Source organism: Roseateles asaccharophilus (assembly GCF_031458115.1).
GTDB lineage: Bacteria > Pseudomonadota > Gammaproteobacteria > Burkholderiales > Burkholderiaceae_C > Pelomonas > Pelomonas asaccharophilus_A.
The window spans coordinates 68,184-83,715 of sequence record NZ_JAVDXV010000004.1; the positions used below are offsets into that span (position 1 = coordinate 68,184).

Consider the following 15,532-nt stretch of genomic DNA (forward strand, 5'->3'; position numbering starts at 1 on the left):
TCATCCCGCCGCAACGCCGCCACTCGGCGTTGCAAATGCTCGCCGTAGTCTCTGCTACGGCTCCGCTTTGCGCCTTGATTGGCGGCGCCGCGGCGGTCTGCTCGGCCGCGCCAGGTCCGCCCACAGCTTCTGATGGAGCGGCGCCACCTCGCCGAATGCGGCTCCACCAACACCGAGGCGCTGGCGCACCTGCGGGCCGGCGGCGGGCCGTTGATCCTGTCCGCCTCCGTGCAGACCGACGGCCGCGGCCGCCACGGCCGGGTCTGGCAGAGCGATGAGGCTGCGCTGAAGTTCTCCATCGCGACGACGATGCCGGCCGCGCTGGACCTCTCCGGCCTCTCGCTGGCCGTCGGCTGTGCCGTGGCCGAGGCGCTGGACCCGGCCGCTGCACGCATCCAGCTGAAGTGGCCCAACGACCTGTTCCTGGACGGCGCCAAGCTCGGCGGCATCCTCATCGAGACCGTGGCCCTCGCCGACGGACGACGCGGCGTGGTGATCGGCATCGGCCTGAACATGGCGCCGCTGCCAGCCGACGCGGACCGCGCCGGCTACGCCAGCGGCCATGCCGCGCTGCAGACGCTGCTCCCTGGCGCCACCGCCGCCACGGCCTTGGACCGCCTCGACCCCGCGCTGCGCGGCCTGCTCGCCGATTTCGAGATCGCCGGCTTCGCGCCCTGGCAGGCGGCCTTCAGACAACGTGACCTGACGGCCGACCGGCCGGTGCGCGTGGGCGCGCAATCCGGCGTCGCCCGCGGCGTGTCGCTGCGCGGCGAGTTGCTGCTGCAGACGGCCGACGGCCTGCAGGCCGTCAGCGCCGGCGAACTCAGCCTGAGATTGGAGACTTCCCCGTGATGCGTGTGCTGGTCATCGTGCTGCTGGCGGTCAACGCCCTCTTCTTCGCCTGGTCGCGCGGCTGGCTGGACACGGTCACCGGCCTGCCTGCGGAGGCTGGCCGCGAGCCGCAGCGCGTGGCGGCCCAGCAGCATCCCGAGCGCATCCAGCCGCTGGCGGCCAGTGCCGTCGCGGCGCTGGCGCAGCGCAGCTGCCTGGAGCTGGGCCCGCTGGACGGCGACACCGCGTTGACCGCGGCCCAGACCGTGCTGCGCGCGATGGGCGCCGACGCGCAGGTGCGCAGCAGCGAGCAGGGCGGCGAGTGGGCCGTGGCCACCATCAAGATGGCCGACCCCGAGTTCCGCGCCCGCAAGGAAGCCACCTACAAGCAGCTGCGCCTGAACTACGAGCTGCTGGAAGGCATGCCGGCCGAGAACCCGACCTTCGTGCTGACGCGGCACGCCAGCATCGCCGAGGCCGAGACCCAGATGGAGGCCTTCGGCAAGCGTGGCCTGAAGGGCATACGCGTGCTGGCGCTGAAGCCCGCCCAGTCGCAGCACACGCTGGTGATCCAGGCCGACGCGCTGCTGGCGAATCGCCTCAAGGCCAGCAAGGATCCCGCGCTGGCCGCCGGCTTCAAGGCCTGCACGGCAGCGGCACCGGCCGCGGCGTCGGCCGCTTCAAGCTGAACGCGGCGAGCAGCAGCGCCGCCAGCCAGGCCAGGCTGGCCGAACCGCCGCCACCGCCTCCGCCACCACCGCCTGAGGGCGGTGGCGTGACCACCGGCGCCGCAGCCACGGTGATGGTGGCCGTCTGGCCATAGACGAAGCCCAGGTTGTCGACCACCTCGGCGCGCACGGTGAACGTGCCGGCCGCGCTGGGCGTGATGGTGGCCGTGGCCGTCGCGGCGCCCGAAGCGAACGTGCTGACGATGCCGCCGTTGTCGGTGATGCTCCAGGTGGTGGACGCCACCGTGCGGCCGCTGGCCAGCCCGGTGATGGACGCGGTCAGCGACAGCGTCTGACCTGCCGTCAGGCCGCTGGCCGGCGACTGCGCGATGGCCACCGTCGCGCCGTTCAGCGCCTGGGCCGCCTTGACCGCCTCGAACGCATCCACCATGCCGGCGCCGCAGGTGGTGGTCGTGCAGTAGCACTCCAGCAGCTCCGTCCCGTTCGGAGCGCGGCACTGCGGCGGATTGCCGTCGGCGGCGCTGCCGCCGCCCGTGGTGGGGAAGGCGCGCGCGGTCGCTTTCAAGATCTGCGTGGCCTCGGCGGACGTCAGGCTGGGCCGCACCGACGCCATCAGGCCCACGATGCCGCTGACGATGGGCGCCGAGAAGCTGGTGCCGACCGAAGAGCCACTGCCGGTGTACGAGGCGTCCGCCTGCGTCGGCACGGTGGTGCCGCGGTTGGTGGCGCTGACCATGGGATACAGGCAGGGATCGCCGGCACCGATATTGATGCAGTTGCCGCCGGGCGCGGAGACCGTCACCTCGGGGCCCACGCTGGAGAAGCCGACCTTGGTGCCCACATGGCGCAGTGCGCCCACCGTGATGACGCCCGGGCAGTTGCCCGGCAGGCCCACGGCCAGCCCGGCCGAGTTGCCGGCCGCGATGACGATGGTGGCGCCGGCCGCATTGACCTGCGTGATCGTGTCGCGGTAAAGGCCACCGACCCCGGTGGTGCCGCAGCTGCCGCTGCCGCCCAGGCTGAGGTTCAGCACCTTGGCCTTGTTGGCATTGGCGGGCAGACCCGGCACCGCGATGCCGGCGGCCCAGCGCATGCCGGCCATGATGTCGCTGTCGTAGCCGCCACACTTGCCCAGCACGCGGATGGGCTGGATCTTCAGCCCCCAGCCCACGCCGGCCATGCCGGTGCCGTTGTTGCTGGCCGCGGCCGCGAGGCCGGCCACGCGCGTGCCGTGCCAGGAGCTGCCGCCGATGTCGGCACTGGTGCAGCTGCTGCCCAGCGTGCCGCCGTCGATGTCGGCCTGCGTGACCCAGTCGCCCGGGTCGGAGGGGTCGGAATCGTGGCCGTTGCCGTCATTGGCGATGGCCGTGGCCACGCTGCTGTTGGGGTTGCCGAAGCCGATCATGTCGTAACCGGCCACCAGCTTGGCGGACAGGTCCGGGTGGTCCATGCGCACACCGGTGTCCAGCACGGCGACGATGACGCTGGCCGAGCCGGTCGTGATGTCCCAGGCCGCCGGCGCGTTGATGCCGGAGACGACCGCCGGGTTGGTGATGCTGCCGGGCGCCTTCAGATACCACTGGTCGATGACGCGGTTCTGCATGCCGCCCGATGTGGTTTCGGCGTTGACCGTCGCACCGCCGAACAGCGGGTCGTTGGGCAAGGCCATGCGCTTGCGGCGGCCGTCCACGGCCACCAGCTCCACCTCGGGATCGGCGGCCAGCCGCTTGGCCAGCTGCGCGCTGCTGAGGCCGCTGGCCATCACCACATGCGTGCGCTCGTCGATGCTGAGGCCGGCGCGCAGCGCATGGCCCGTACGCATGCCCAGAGCGGTCGCGCGGGTCTGCGCCACCTCGCGCGCCTCCTGCCGCGTGGCGCGCAAGGCCAGCGCCTTGGCACGCACGCTGTCGGCCTGCGGCTTGAAGCGAACGATGAGGCGGGCTTCGGCATCGGCCTGCGCCCACACGGGCGCAACGGGCAACAGGGCGGCGAGGGTGAGCAGCAGGGTGCGCGACAACTTCATGACGTCACTCGGAGGGCGGGGGGGTCAAGCCAGTTTAGGCCGCGCCACCTCGCCCAGAGTGCAACTATTGCCGCGCCGATGGCTTGAAGTTGGGGGTCAGCGCTTGCCCAGCGAACGTTCCTGGTCCGCCTTGCGGTCGGCGGCCACGCGCAGCGCATGCGGGCGCTCGCCGATCAGCTTGGCGTAGGGCTTCCAGTCCACGCCGCCGGCGGCCAGCAGGTCTTCGCCGTAGATGGCCTTGGTCGCCAGCGCCACCAGCGGCAGGCTGACCCAGCCGGCGCAGTCGGCCAGCGTGAAGCGGTCACCCGCCAGATAGGGGCCGAACTTCGCCAGCCGCTTGAAAGCGGCGATGTTCTCGGGCAGCACGCGCGCGACGCGCTTCTTCGTGCCGTCGCTGACCTGGCCGCCGAAGAAGGCCTCGGCGTACAGCTCGCGCGCCACCAGCTCCAGATGCAACTCGACGTAAGTGATCAGCTCGCGCACCTTGGCCGCCTCGTAGGCATCGGCCGGCATCAGCCGCGGCGTGTCGGGATAGGCGGCCTCCAGGTACTCGGCAATGGCCTGGCTCTCGCACAGCGGGCCCTGCGGCGTCTTGATGAAGGGCACCTTGCCCAGCGGCGTGCAGCTCAGCACCGCCTCGTCGTGGGAATGCGTCTTCACGTACTCCTCGGTGAACGGGATGCCCTTCTCCAGCAGGGCCAGCTTGACCTTGTTGTAGTAGTTGGACAGCGGGATGCCGCAGAGGGTGATCATGGGTGTCTCCTGGAACAAGGCTGCAGTCTAGGCAGGGCCGGATGCGGCCCCTGGCACGGGCGCGACATCAGCGGCTCACCAGCACGATGCCCGCCGCCAGCGCCACCAGCGCCGCCACCAGCCGCGCGCTGATGCCCTCGCCCAGCAGCAGCGCGCCGGCCAGCAGGCCGAACAGCGGCGTGCTCAACGTGAACACGGCCAGCTTGGTGGCCGCGTAGTGGCGGATCAGCCAGAACCAGACGAGGTAGCTCGCGAACGTGACGACGACGGCCTGGAAGCCGAACAGGCCCACGAGCCGCGGCGACCACTGCAGCGGCAGCGGTTCACCCGCCGCAATAGCTGCGGCGCACAGCGCCAGCGCGGACACGCCCAGCTGGTAGAGCAGCGTCTTCTCGGCCGCGGCTGACGACAGCCGCGTGCCGCGTATGGCCAGCGTCGTGCCGCCCCAAAGCACCGCCGCCAGCACGCCCAAAGCGTCGCCCCACCACTGGTTGGGGCTGTGCGGCGCCGAGAAGCCCTCGGCGAAGGCATAGGCCACCGCGCCGAAGGCCAGCACCAGGCCGGCCCATTGCCGCGCGGCCAGCGTCTCGCCCTTGGCGATGAAGGGCATGCCCAGCGCCACGACAAACGGCGACAGGTAGATGAACACCACCATGCGCGACGCGCTGGTGTACTGCAGGCCCACGAAGATGCAGGCGAACTCGGCCGCGAACAGCAGCCCCGCCAGCAGCCCGCCACCCAGGCTGCCGTCGCGCTCGAACAGCCGGATGCCGCGCGACGCCGACCAGGCCCACACCAGCAGCCCCGCCACCACCGAACGCAGCCCCGCCTGCCACAGCGGCGTGATCTCGGTCAGCGCCGCCTTCGCGGCCACCTGGTTGATGCCCCACAGCAGGCAGCACAGCAGCAGCAAAACGATGGCGCGGGCGTCGAGATGGGTCTGGCGGGTCATGCCCTCTATGCTGCCAGCATGTCTGAGGTGATCGTCATCGGCGGCGGTGTGATGGGCGCGGCCACCGCCTGTTTCCTGGCACGCGACCACGGCGCGCGCGTGACCGTCGTCGAGCGCGACCCGTCGTATGCGCGAGCCTCCAGCTCGCTGTCGCTGAGCTCTATCCGCCAGCAGTTCTCGCAGCCCGCCAACATCGCGCTGTCACGCTGGAGTCTCGGCTTCCTGCGCCGCGCGGCCGAAGAACTCGCCGTGGCCGCCGACCGGCCCGCGCTGGGCCTGGTGGAGCCGGGCTATCTGTACCTGGCGACCGACGCGGGCGCAGCGACGCTGCGCGAACTGCAAGCGATGCAGCAGGCCGACGGTGTGGACGTGGCCCTGCTGGACCCAGCCCAGCTAGCCGCCCGCTTCCCCTGGCTGGCCGTCGACGACCTCGCGCTGGGCTCGCTGGGGCTCAGCGGCGAAGGCTGGTTCGACGGCCCGGCGCTGCACCGCGCGTTCCGGCGCAAGGCCATCGCCTGCGGCGCGCGCTTCGTGACGACCGAGGCCGTGGGCTTCGAGACCAGCGCCGACCGCGTGACCGCGCTGCGCTGCAGCGACGGCTCACGCGTCGCAGGCGACGCCTTCGTCATCGCGGCCGGCGCCTGGAGCGCGCCGCTGGGTCGCGCGCTGGGCCTCACGCTGCCCGTGCACGCGAAAAAGCGCGACGTGTTCGTGCTGGAGACGCCGGCCATGCTGCCGCACTGCCCGCTGGTCATCGACCCCAGCGGCTTCTGGTTCCGCCCCGAGGGCTCGTTGATCCTGGCCGGCGGCCCGCCGCGTGGCGAGGACGTGGACGACGCGCCGCTGCACGACATCGACCTGGGCCTGTTCGATGAGCAGCTGTGGCCCGTGCTGGCCGCCCGCGTGCCGGCCTTGGAGGCGCTACGCGTGCGCTCGGCCTGGGCCGGTTACTACGAGATGAACAGCTTCGACCACAACGGCCTCGCGGGACGCCTGCCGGGTTATGCGAACGCGTTCACCGCCTGCGGCTTCTCGGGCCATGGCATGCAGCAGTCGCCCGCCGTGGGGCACTCGATGGCACGGCTGATCGCGGGGCTGGATGCGCCGCTGATCGAGGCACTGAGCCCGCAGCGGCTGGTGGACGGCCGGCCTCTGCGCGAGGCCAACGTGATCTAGGGCCGCCGCTCAGCGGTTGCGCACCCGCTTCTTGGCGGGCGGCTCGCTCAGCACGTAGCGCGTGGCCGTCAGCGTGTCCGACACCGCGCTGGTCTTGTTGTCCACATAGCCGCGCGCGCGCAGTTCCAGCCGCACGTCGGCGTCCGACGGGTTGGCGCCGGGGCCTTTGGGGTGCACGACCCAGACGGTTTTGCAGATCATGTCGGCGTGGAAGTCGGCCATGCGGGCCAACTCGTCCCGCTTGGTGATGACGGCCACCAGCATGCGCGCCTCGCGCAGATTGGTCGTGATGGCACCGGCCAGCGCCTCGGCCAGCGCCGGGTCCAGCGTGCCGACGGTGGGGCCGATCAGCAGCGCCGGGTTGACGGCGCTGACGCCCAGCTTGGCAGCCAGCGTGGGCGGCGGCGTCTGCAGCTTCTTCAACCACTTGCCGGCCTCGGGCTCGCCCAACTGCAGCGTGACGGCGGCGTCGCCGGCCTCGAAGCGCAGCGCGCCGCCGTCTTCCACGCGCAGGTTCTGCAGCGCGGTGATGTCCCATTTGCGTTTGAGGTCGCCGCGCAGCACGACGGTGGTCGATTCGAGCAGGGCCGTCACTTCGGCGGATTCGTTGCCGACGTGGGCGGTACAGCGGGCTTCACGTCCCATGCGGAGTCCTCGGTGGTCTGGAAAAGCGCTGCATTGTCATGCCCCAGGCGATGAGGCCGGCCACGGCGCCCGACAGATGGGCGAAAGGCGCAACGGCGAAGTCGAAGCCCGGCGTGGCGCGCAAGGCAGGGCCCAGCGGGTGTTCCAGCACGAGCTTGACGATGAGACCGATGACGACAGCAGCCCCGATGAAGTGGTCACGGCTGCGGCGCGTCAGCAGCGTGAGCGCCGCGATGGCGGCCAGCGCATGCAGCTCGCCAGACAGGCCCGCGTAGCGCTGCAGCTCAGGGCGCAACAGAAGGCCCAGTTGCACCAATGGCAGCGCAACAACGCCAGCCAGCGCCTCGCGGCGGCCCAGGCCTGCACGCCAGCCCAGCAGCGCCAGAACGGCACAGCCGGCGAGGTTGGCCGCCAGGTGCAGCGGCGTCAGGTGAACAAAGGCGGCGGTGACGACGCGCCAGGACTGTGTCGCGACCAGGCCCGGCTGCCAGTCCAGCGCTTCACGCGGCAGCGGCCAGGCCAGCAACGACAGCACGGCCAGCACTGCGCAGAGCGCCAGCCAGCCCCTGGCGCTGGTCATCGCAAAGGCCCATGCCGGGAGTTCGCCCCGGCGGGCCTGGGCACTAACCAAACACCGCGAGCCACAAAGCCTTCACCGCAGCCCGGTGATCCGCCAGCGGCGCCGCCGCCTCCGCATCCAGCGCCGTGGACTGCTCATCCAGCCGCGCCCGGTGCTGCACGCGGCGCAGCTCGCGGTACGCGTCCGACGCCGCCACACCCACGCCCGCCGGCAACAGCCCGGCCGTCTCGGCCATGCGCAGCAGCGCGATGTTGCCCAGGTCGTCCTGCAACTCGGGATGGGCCGCCGAATGCGCCAGCACCAGCAGCTGCACGGCGAACTCGGCGTCCATCATGCCGCCCTCGCTGTGCTTCACGTCGAACAGGCCGGCGCGCACCGGCTTGGCCGCGCGCACCTTCTCGCGCATGGCCTGCACCTCGCGCTTGAGCGCGTCCACGTCGCGCGGCGCGGTCAGCACCTGGCGGCGCACCGCCTCGCAGCGCGGCGCCAGGTCGGCCGGGCCGGCGCAGAAGCGCGCCCGCGTGATGGCCTGGTGCTCCCAGGTCCATGCGGTGTTGCTGCCGCGGCCGGTCTGGTAGGCCTCGAAGTGGGCCAGCGACGTGACCAGCAGCCCCGAGTTGCCGTTGGGCCGCAGCGCGGTGTCGATGTCGAACAGCTCGCCGGCCGCGGTGCGCAGCGTCAGCCAGCTGATGAGGCGGCGCACGAAGGCGCCGTAGATCTCGCTGGCGTTCTCGTCGTCGTCGTCGAAGACGAACACCACGTCCAGGTCGCCGCCGTAGCCCAGCTCCTTGCCGCCCAGCTTGCCGTAGGCGATGACGGCCACGCGCGGCTGCTCGCGGTGGGCCGGCTTGAAACGCGCCCACGCCCAGGAAATGGCGATCTGCAGCACGGCGTCGGCCAGCAGCGACAGGTCGTCGGCGACCTGCTCCACGGTGATGCGGCCTTCCACGTCGCGCACCAGCGTGCGGAACACCTCGGCGTGGTGGGCGCGGCGCAGCGTGTCCAGCAGCGCTTCCTCGTCGGCCTCGCCGCTGCGGGCCCAGCCCTGCTCGCGGTCGCGCAGGTCGGCGAGAAACGCATCGCGGTCGAAGCGGGCCGTCAGCAGCAGCGGGTCGGCCAGCTCGTCGATGACGCCCGGGTGCTGCATCAGGTAGCGCATGGGCCAGCGCGCCAGGCCCAGCAGGCGCAGCAGCCGCGCCTGCACGGCCGGGCGCTCCACCAGCATGGCCAGGTAGCTCTCGCGGCGCAGCAGCGGCTCCACCCAGTCGACGAAGCGCACGGCCGCATCCAGTGAGCACTCATCCGCCTCGACCGCCTGCGCGGCGCGGTAGAACAGCTTGGCCAGCCGCTGGCGTGACTCCTCGCGCAGGCCCTGAACGCGCGGCGTCTCCGCCAGCGCACGCACGGCCACGGCCAGCGCCTCGGGCAGGCGCTGGAGGAAGTCTTCGCCATCCACCGTGGGCTTGGGGCCACCACATTGGCCGCCGGTGCAGCCACCGGACTGCGGGGCGCCGTGCAGCAGCGCATCGAACTCGGTGGCAACCAGCTCGCGCACCTCGCCCAGCTTCTCGAACAGCTCGCAAGCCTCGCGGGTGCACTGCATGCCCAGCGACGCGGCGATCCACGCCAGGTCGGCGTCGGCCTGCGGCAGGCAGTGGGTCTGCTGGTCGTCCAGGAACTGGATGCGGTGCTCCACGCGGCGCAGGAACACATAGGCGTCCACCAGCTTCGCGGCCGTCTCGGGCTTCATCAATCCGCGCTCGGCCACGCGGCCCAGCGCCTTCACGGTGGAGCGGGTGCGGATCTCGGGAAACTGCCCGCCGCGCACCACCTGCAGCAGCTGCACGATGAACTCGATCTCGCGGATGCCGCCGCGCGACAGCTTCACGTCGTTGGCGCGCTCGGGCCGGCCGGCGGCGCGCGCCTTGGCCTCGCTGCGGATCTTGCCGTGCAGCTGGCGCAGCCCCTCGAACACACCGTAGTCCAGGTAGCGGCGGTAGACGAAAGGCGTGACCAGGTCGCGCAGCGCCAGCGTGCGCGGGTCGGTGGGTGCGCCCAGGCCGGTCAGCGGCGCGACGACGCGGCTTTTCAGCCACGCGAAGCGCTCCCATTCGCGGCCCTGCACGAGGAAATACTCCTCCAGCATGCCCAGGCTCACGACCGGCGGGCCGCTCTTGCCGTTGGGGCGCAGCGCCAGGTCCACGCGGAACACCTGGCCGTCGTCGGTCACATCGCCGATCAGCGCATACAGCTTCTTGGCGACGCTGGAGAAATACTCGTGCGCACTGACGGGCCGCGGGCCATGCGTCTCGCCGTCGTCCTCGTAGACATAGATCAGGTCGATGTCGGACGACACGTTCAGCTCGCGGGCGCCCAGCTTGCCCATGCCGATGACCCAGAACGCGATGTCGCCGCCCTCCGCCGTGCGCGGCGCGCCGTGGATGGCGTCCAGCTCGGCGCGGGCGGCCACGAGCGCGCGGTCCAGCGTCACCTCGGCCAGGTGGGTCATCGCCAGCGTGATGTCTTCCACGGGTGCGGCCTGCTCCACGTCCAGCACGGCCAGGCGCTCCAGCACCAGGTGCCGGGCCACGCGCAGCGCGCTGGCGAGCGGGCGGTCGGCGACCAGATCGTCAATCAGCGCCGCGATGACGGCGCTGTGCGGGAGCCCGGCCGGCAGCCGGCCCAGCTCCGCCGCATAGCGGCGGCGCACGCGCTGCACATAGCGGCTGTGCTCAGCAATAACGGGAAACAGTGCGCTCATGACCCTGTGCTAGATTGACTGCCGGCCGGTTTCCACGTGCGCGGGGAAGCGCTGAATAAGCCTCTCGCGCGCGCCGCATCCCCGCTTCGGGCGGTCTGCGGCGTTGCAAATGCTCGCCATGGCAAAACCATGGCTGTGCTTGGCGCCTTGCATCCCATCCCGAGGCGGGGCGCGCCGCCTCGCGGAGACTTATTCAGCGCTTCCCTGACACCGTGTCTGACTTCTTCTCGGCCGCCCTCCACCATTGCTCCCGCGCCGTCAGCTGGCCTTTGCGCCTGTGCTGGCGCGTGCTGCGCGTGGCATTGCTGCTGCTGGCGCTGCTGTGGGCGCTGGGGGTGACGGCGTGGGCGGTGTTGCACTGGGCCATTCTCCCGCACGCCAATGACTGGCGCCCCTGGCTGGAAAAGGAAGCCTCAAAGGCCTTGGGGGTAGAGCTGCGCATCGGCCGCATCACGGTGGAATCCAGCGGCTGGATGCCCCGCATGGAGCTGGGCGACGTGCAGGTGCTCGACCCCGCCGGCCGCCCGGCGCTGCGGCTGCCCAGCGTGACGGCCGTGCTGGCGGCGCATTCGCTGGTGGTGCTGGAGCCGCGCTTCGCGCAGCTGCTGGTGGACCGGCCGGAGCTGGTCATACGCCGCGACGCGCAGGGCCGCATCTTCATCGCCGGCATGGACCTGGACGCCGCCGACGAGACCACCGACGCCGGCGCGACGGACGCCGCACTGGACTGGCTGTTCAGCCAACCCGAGCTGGCCATCATCAACGGCCGCGTTCGCTGGCTGGACGAGAAGCGCGCCGACGCCCGGCCGCTGGAGCTGGCCGACCTGAACTTCGTCATGCGCAATGGCCTGCGCCGCCACCAGCTGCGGCTGGACGCCACGCCGCCCGCCGCCTGGGGCCAGCGCTTCTCGGTGCGCGGCCTGTTCACGCAAAGCCTGCTGAAGCGCCCCGGCGAGTTCCACGAATGGAGCGGCCAAGTCTACGCGGAACTCCCGCGCGCCGACCTGCGCGAGCTGCGCCGCCATGTGGACCTGCCCTTCCAGTTGAGCGAAGGCGACGGCGCCGTGCGCGCCTGGGCCGACATCAAGAACGGCCAGCCCACGGCCGCCACGCTGGACCTGGCGCTGCGCGCCGTGCGGCTGAAGCTGCTGGACAACGCGCCCGAGCTGGACCTGGACCACATCGAGGGCCGGCTGGATCTGGCCCGCTCCAAGGACAGGCTCAGCCTGCAGGCCAGGCAGCTGGGCTTCGTCAGCACGGCGCCCAATGGCAGCGGCGTCGTCTGGCCGCGCTCGGACTGGGGCGTGGCGCTGCAGCTGGGCAAGAACAAGGACGGTCAGGAAATGGTGCTGGGCGGCGAGGTCAACGCACAGCGGCTGGACTTTGCGCTGATGGCGCAGATCGCGCAGCGCCTGCCTTTGGGCGAACGCGCCCACCGGCTGCTGGACGAGCTGGAGCCGCGCGGCGTGCTGACCGCGCTGGACGGCCGCTGGCAGGGCACGCTGGACGCACCGCGCAGCTACCGCGTGAAGGCGCAGCTGGACGGCTTGGCCGTGGCCGCCAAGGCCGGCGAGGACGGCCACCTGGGCCGTCCGGGCCTGCGCGGCGCCAGCCTGGAACTGGACGCCAGCGAGCGCGGCGGCTCCGCCCGGCTGGCCCTGCAGGACGGCGAAGTGGCGCTGCCCGGGCTGTTCGAGGAGGCGCGGCTGCCCATCACGCAACTGACCACACAGCTGCAGTGGCTGCTGCCGCAGGCCAGCTCGAAGTCGCCCGGCGAGGTGGAGGTCAAGCTGCGCGACCTGGTGCTGCAGACGCCGGACCTCAGCGGCGAGTTCGACGCGATCTGGCGCCGCCCGGCCGGCGCCACCGGCCCCGGCTTCCTGGACCTCAGCGGCCGCGCCCAGCGCATGGACGCCACCCGCGTGGCCCGCTACATCCCGCTGCGCCTGCCGGCCACGCGCAGCTACCTGAGCCGGGCGCTGCTGGCCGGCGAGGCCCGTGGCATCAGCGTGCGGCTGAAAGGCGAGCTGGCCGAGTTCCCGTTCGACGGGCCGCGCTCCAATGGCCAGTTCCGCGTCGGCCTGCAGGCCCACGGCGTCACGCTGGCCTATGTGCCGCACAGCGATGTCGGCACCAACTGGCCGGTCATGGAAGGCGTGGACGCCGAGCTGGTGTTCGAGCGCGCCGGCATGCAGATCAAGAACGGCCGTGCGCGCGTGAGCGGCTACGAGCTGAGCGGCGTCAACGGCGGCATCGCCGACATGCACCACGGCCGCGTGCTGGCGCTGGACGGCACCGGCCGCGGCGGCGGCCCCGAGCTGTTGGGCTTCGTGCGCCAGTCACCACTGGACGAATGGCTTGGCCATGCGCTCAGCACCGCCACCGCGCAGGGCCCCGTGGGCCTGAAGCTGGGCCTGGCCATCCCGCTGGACGACACGCCGCAGACGACGCTGAAGGGCCAGCTGCAGCTGGGCGGCGTGGACCTGAAGCTGCGCCCCGAGCTGCCGCCGCTGGGCGGCGTGCGCGGCCGCATCGACTTCGACCGCAAGGGCCTGCAACTGGCCGGCGTGACGGCGCGGCTGCTGGGCGGCGACGCCGGCCTGGAAGGTGGCACGCAAGCGAACGGCAGCCTGCGCTTTGCCGTGCAGGGCCAGGCCACCGCCGACGGCCTGCGCCGCGCCACCGAGCTGGGCGCCGTCGCGCGGCTGGCCCAGGCCGCCAGCGGCCAGGCGGCCTACCGCTTCCAGCTGGCCGTCACCAAGGAAGGTCAGAGCGAACTCAGCGTGAGCAGCAACCTGCAAGGCCTGGCCATCGACCTGCCGGCGCCGCTGCGCAAGGAGGCCGACGCGGTGCAGCCGCTGCGGCTGCTGATGTCGCCCACCGGCGCGGGCCGCGACGAGATGCGGCTGGAGGTGGGCGCCAGCGGCGCGCCGCTGCTGCAGGCGCAGGTGCAGCGCGACCTGTCCGGCCCGGCATCGCAGGTGCTGCGCGCCGCGCTGGCCGTGCAGGACAAGCTGCCCGCGCTGCCGGCCAGCGGCGTGCTGCTGCAAGCCAATGTGGCCAGCCTGGACCTGGACGCCTGGCAGCAGCGCCTGGCCCAGCTGTCCGGCGGCGAGAGCGGCGGCACCGGCGCCGAGGCCGGCCTGCTGCCCAGCCAGATCGGGCTGCGCAGCCAGGCGCTGAAGGTGGGCGGCCGCCAGTTGGGCCGCGTGTCGGCGGTCGTCGCGCGCGAGGGCGCCAATTGGCGGTTGGATGTGGACGCCGAGCAGCTGACCGGCCGCATCGAGTTGAAGGGCGTCAAGGGCAGCCAGGTCGACGCCGTGCAGGCGCGGCTGCTGCGGCTGTCGCTGCCGCGCTCGGAGGCCGAGGAGGTCAGCGAGCTGATCGACCCGGCCAAGGCCGCCGACAGCAGCAGCCCGCTGCCGTCGCTGGACATCGAGGTGGACGACTTCGAGCTGCGCGGCAAGCGGCTGGGCCGGCTGCAAGTGCTGGCACAGGCGCCCGCCGCCGCGCGCGACTGGAAGCTGGACAAGCTGCAGATCACGTCGCCCGACGCGACGCTGAGCGCCAACGGCCGCTGGGGCGGCGACGGCAGCGGCCGGCGCCGCACGCAGCTGGACTGGAAGCTGGACATCGTCGACGCCGGCAAGCTGCTGGAGCGGCTGGGCCAGGGCCAGAAGGACAGCCCGGTGCTGAAGGGCGGCAAGGGCCATCTGGCCGGCCAGGTCGGCTGGGACGGCTCGCCGCTGGCACCGCACTACCCCAGCATGGCCGGCACGCTGAACGTCCAGCTGGACAGCGGCACCTTCCTGAAGGCGGAGCCGGGCGTGGGGCGCCTCCTGGGCGTGCTGAGCCTGCAGTCGCTGCCGCGCCGCTTCCTGCTGGACTTCCGCGACGTGTTCGCCGAGGGCTTCGTGTTCGACGGCGTGACCGGCGACGTGAAGATCGCCGCCGGCATCGCGAAGAGCGACAACATCCGCATCCGCGGCCTGCAGGCCGCCGTGCTGGTGGAGGGCAGCACCGACCTGGCCGCCGAGACGCAGAAGCTGCGCGTCGTGGTGGTGCCGGAGGTGTCGGCGGGTGGCGCGTCGCTGGCCTATGCTGCCATCAACCCGGCGGTCGCTTTGGGCGCCTTCCTGGCCCAGCTCATCCTGAGCCGGCCGGTGGCGGCGGCCAACACGCGCGAGTTCCACATCACCGGCACCTGGGACGATCCCAAGGTCGAGAAGGTGGACAAGGACGAAGCGCCGGCTCCGCGCGCGGCCGCCAGCAAGCCCTAAAGCGCCTTCAACTGCAGCCGCAGGCCCGTGTAGCCACGCAGCTGCGCCAGCGACGCTTTCAATGCCGGCTGGGCCATGAACAGCGCATCGAAGCTGCCGTCCGCCGCGGCCAGCGCCAGGCCGCGCTGAAGCCGCTCGGCCAGCTGCGGCAGGTCGCGCGCGACGAAGAAATACAGCGGCTGCCGGTACTGCAGCGCCACGCCGGGCAGCTCGGCGAAGCCCTGATCCTTGTGGAAGGCCAGTTCGGCATCGATCTCGTCGCGGGTGCGCGGGATGAAGTCGAAGCGGCCGGCCTTCAGCATGCGGAACAGCAGGTCGAACTTGGGTGCGGTCTCGACCGCGAAGCCATTGGCGCGCAGGATCTGCGCGTCGCTCCAGTAGGTGCCCGCTCCGGCGCGGTACTTGCGCAGCGCCTCCAGGGAACGCACGCCGCGCAGGGCCGGCAGGTCGGCCGCGCGCACGAGCAGGAAGCGCAGCTCGTTTGTGCCCTTCAGCAGGTTGAAGCGCACCGGCAGCGCCTGCGCCTCGCGCTCGGGCGTCGTCGTGCTCCACAGCACATCCAGCTGGCCGTCCTGCAGCATCTGGCGCAGCCGTTCGCGCGGCAGGTTGGACGCCGCGTGGGTCATCGCGGGCAGCGGCTCGCCGTCGGCGGTCTTGGCCAGTGCCAGCTTCAGCACCTCGGCGAAGAACAGGCCGTGGCCGCTGTAGGCCTCGGGATGCGGCAGGCGCAGCGTCGGCGGCATGCCCGCGCCACGCGCCGTGGGCAGCACGGCGGCGAGGGGCAGCGCCAGCAGCTGGCGCCGCTGGCACAAGGGCATCGGCATGACGCCCCGATTTTGGGC

11 protein-coding genes are annotated in these 15,532 nt (G+C 71.9%); 4 read left to right on the plus strand and 7 right to left on the minus strand.

The window, feature by feature from the left end:
• Positions 1-132: 132 nt before the first annotated feature.
• Together J2X21_RS11180 and J2X21_RS11185 are read left to right on the plus strand one after the other, a co-directional pair.
• On the plus strand, positions 133-852 hold the full coding sequence (locus J2X21_RS11180; RefSeq protein ID WP_310328522.1) for a biotin--[acetyl-CoA-carboxylase] ligase: 720 nt from the start codon (positions 133-135) through the stop codon (positions 850-852).
• The gene (locus J2X21_RS11185) at positions 849-1,520 is read left to right on the plus strand and encodes a hypothetical protein (RefSeq protein WP_310328524.1); all 672 of its coding nucleotides are present in this window, start codon (positions 849-851) and stop codon (positions 1,518-1,520) included. Before J2X21_RS11180 ends, J2X21_RS11185 begins: the two co-directional genes overlap by 4 nt.
• Here J2X21_RS11185 and J2X21_RS11190 read toward each other — a convergent pair.
• From J2X21_RS11190 to J2X21_RS11200, 3 genes are all read right to left on the minus strand, one after another.
• On the minus strand, positions 1,468-3,543 hold the full coding sequence (locus J2X21_RS11190; protein ID WP_310328526.1) for a S8 family peptidase: 2,076 nt from the start codon (positions 3,541-3,543) through the stop codon (positions 1,468-1,470). The genes J2X21_RS11185 and J2X21_RS11190 overlap by 53 nt on opposite strands.
• 96 nt (positions 3,544-3,639) lie before the next feature.
• Complete coding sequence (locus J2X21_RS11195; protein ID WP_310328528.1) at positions 3,640-4,296, minus strand: glutathione S-transferase family protein; 657 nt, start codon at positions 4,294-4,296, stop codon at positions 3,640-3,642.
• A 67-nt stretch (positions 4,297-4,363) separates the two neighbouring features.
• On the minus strand, positions 4,364-5,248 hold the full coding sequence (locus J2X21_RS11200) for a DMT family transporter (protein ID WP_310328529.1): 885 nt from the start codon (positions 5,246-5,248) through the stop codon (positions 4,364-4,366).
• 18 nt (positions 5,249-5,266) lie between these two features.
• Between J2X21_RS11200 and J2X21_RS11205 the strand changes: the two genes are divergently transcribed.
• Entirely contained in the window at positions 5,267-6,424 is a 1,158-nt protein-coding gene (locus J2X21_RS11205; protein WP_310328531.1) for an NAD(P)/FAD-dependent oxidoreductase, read from the plus strand.
• A gap of 9 nt (positions 6,425-6,433) precedes the next feature.
• Here the strand turns inward: J2X21_RS11205 and J2X21_RS11210 are convergent, their stop codons facing one another.
• Genes J2X21_RS11210 through glnE form a run of 3 tightly spaced genes read right to left on the minus strand, consistent with a single transcriptional unit; the run spans position 6,434 to position 10,410 of the window.
• Complete coding sequence (locus J2X21_RS11210; protein ID WP_310328533.1) at positions 6,434-7,069, minus strand: hypothetical protein; 636 nt, start codon at positions 7,067-7,069, stop codon at positions 6,434-6,436.
• A complete protein-coding gene (gene rrtA, locus J2X21_RS11215) occupies positions 7,059-7,649 on the minus strand; it encodes a rhombosortase (protein ID WP_310328535.1) in 591 nt (196 codons plus the stop codon). Before rrtA ends, J2X21_RS11210 begins: the two co-directional genes overlap by 11 nt.
• 43 nt (positions 7,650-7,692) lie before the next feature.
• On the minus strand, positions 7,693-10,410 hold the full coding sequence (glnE, locus tag J2X21_RS11220; protein ID WP_310328537.1) for a bifunctional [glutamate--ammonia ligase]-adenylyl-L-tyrosine phosphorylase/[glutamate--ammonia-ligase] adenylyltransferase: 2,718 nt from the start codon (positions 10,408-10,410) through the stop codon (positions 7,693-7,695).
• A 212-nt stretch (positions 10,411-10,622) separates the two neighbouring features.
• Here glnE and J2X21_RS11225 point away from each other — a divergent pair, with 212 nt between their 5' ends.
• Positions 10,623-14,690 (plus strand): YhdP family protein, encoded by a 4,068-nt coding sequence (locus tag J2X21_RS11225; RefSeq protein WP_310328540.1) that lies wholly within the window; start codon positions 10,623-10,625, stop codon positions 14,688-14,690.
• Here J2X21_RS11225 and J2X21_RS11230 read toward each other — a convergent pair.
• The gene (locus J2X21_RS11230) at positions 14,687-15,514 is read right to left on the minus strand and encodes a substrate-binding periplasmic protein (RefSeq protein ID WP_310328543.1); all 828 of its coding nucleotides are present in this window, start codon (positions 15,512-15,514) and stop codon (positions 14,687-14,689) included. The two genes, J2X21_RS11225 and J2X21_RS11230, sit on opposite strands and share 4 nt — an antisense overlap.
• Positions 15,515-15,532: the final 18 nt, after the last annotated feature.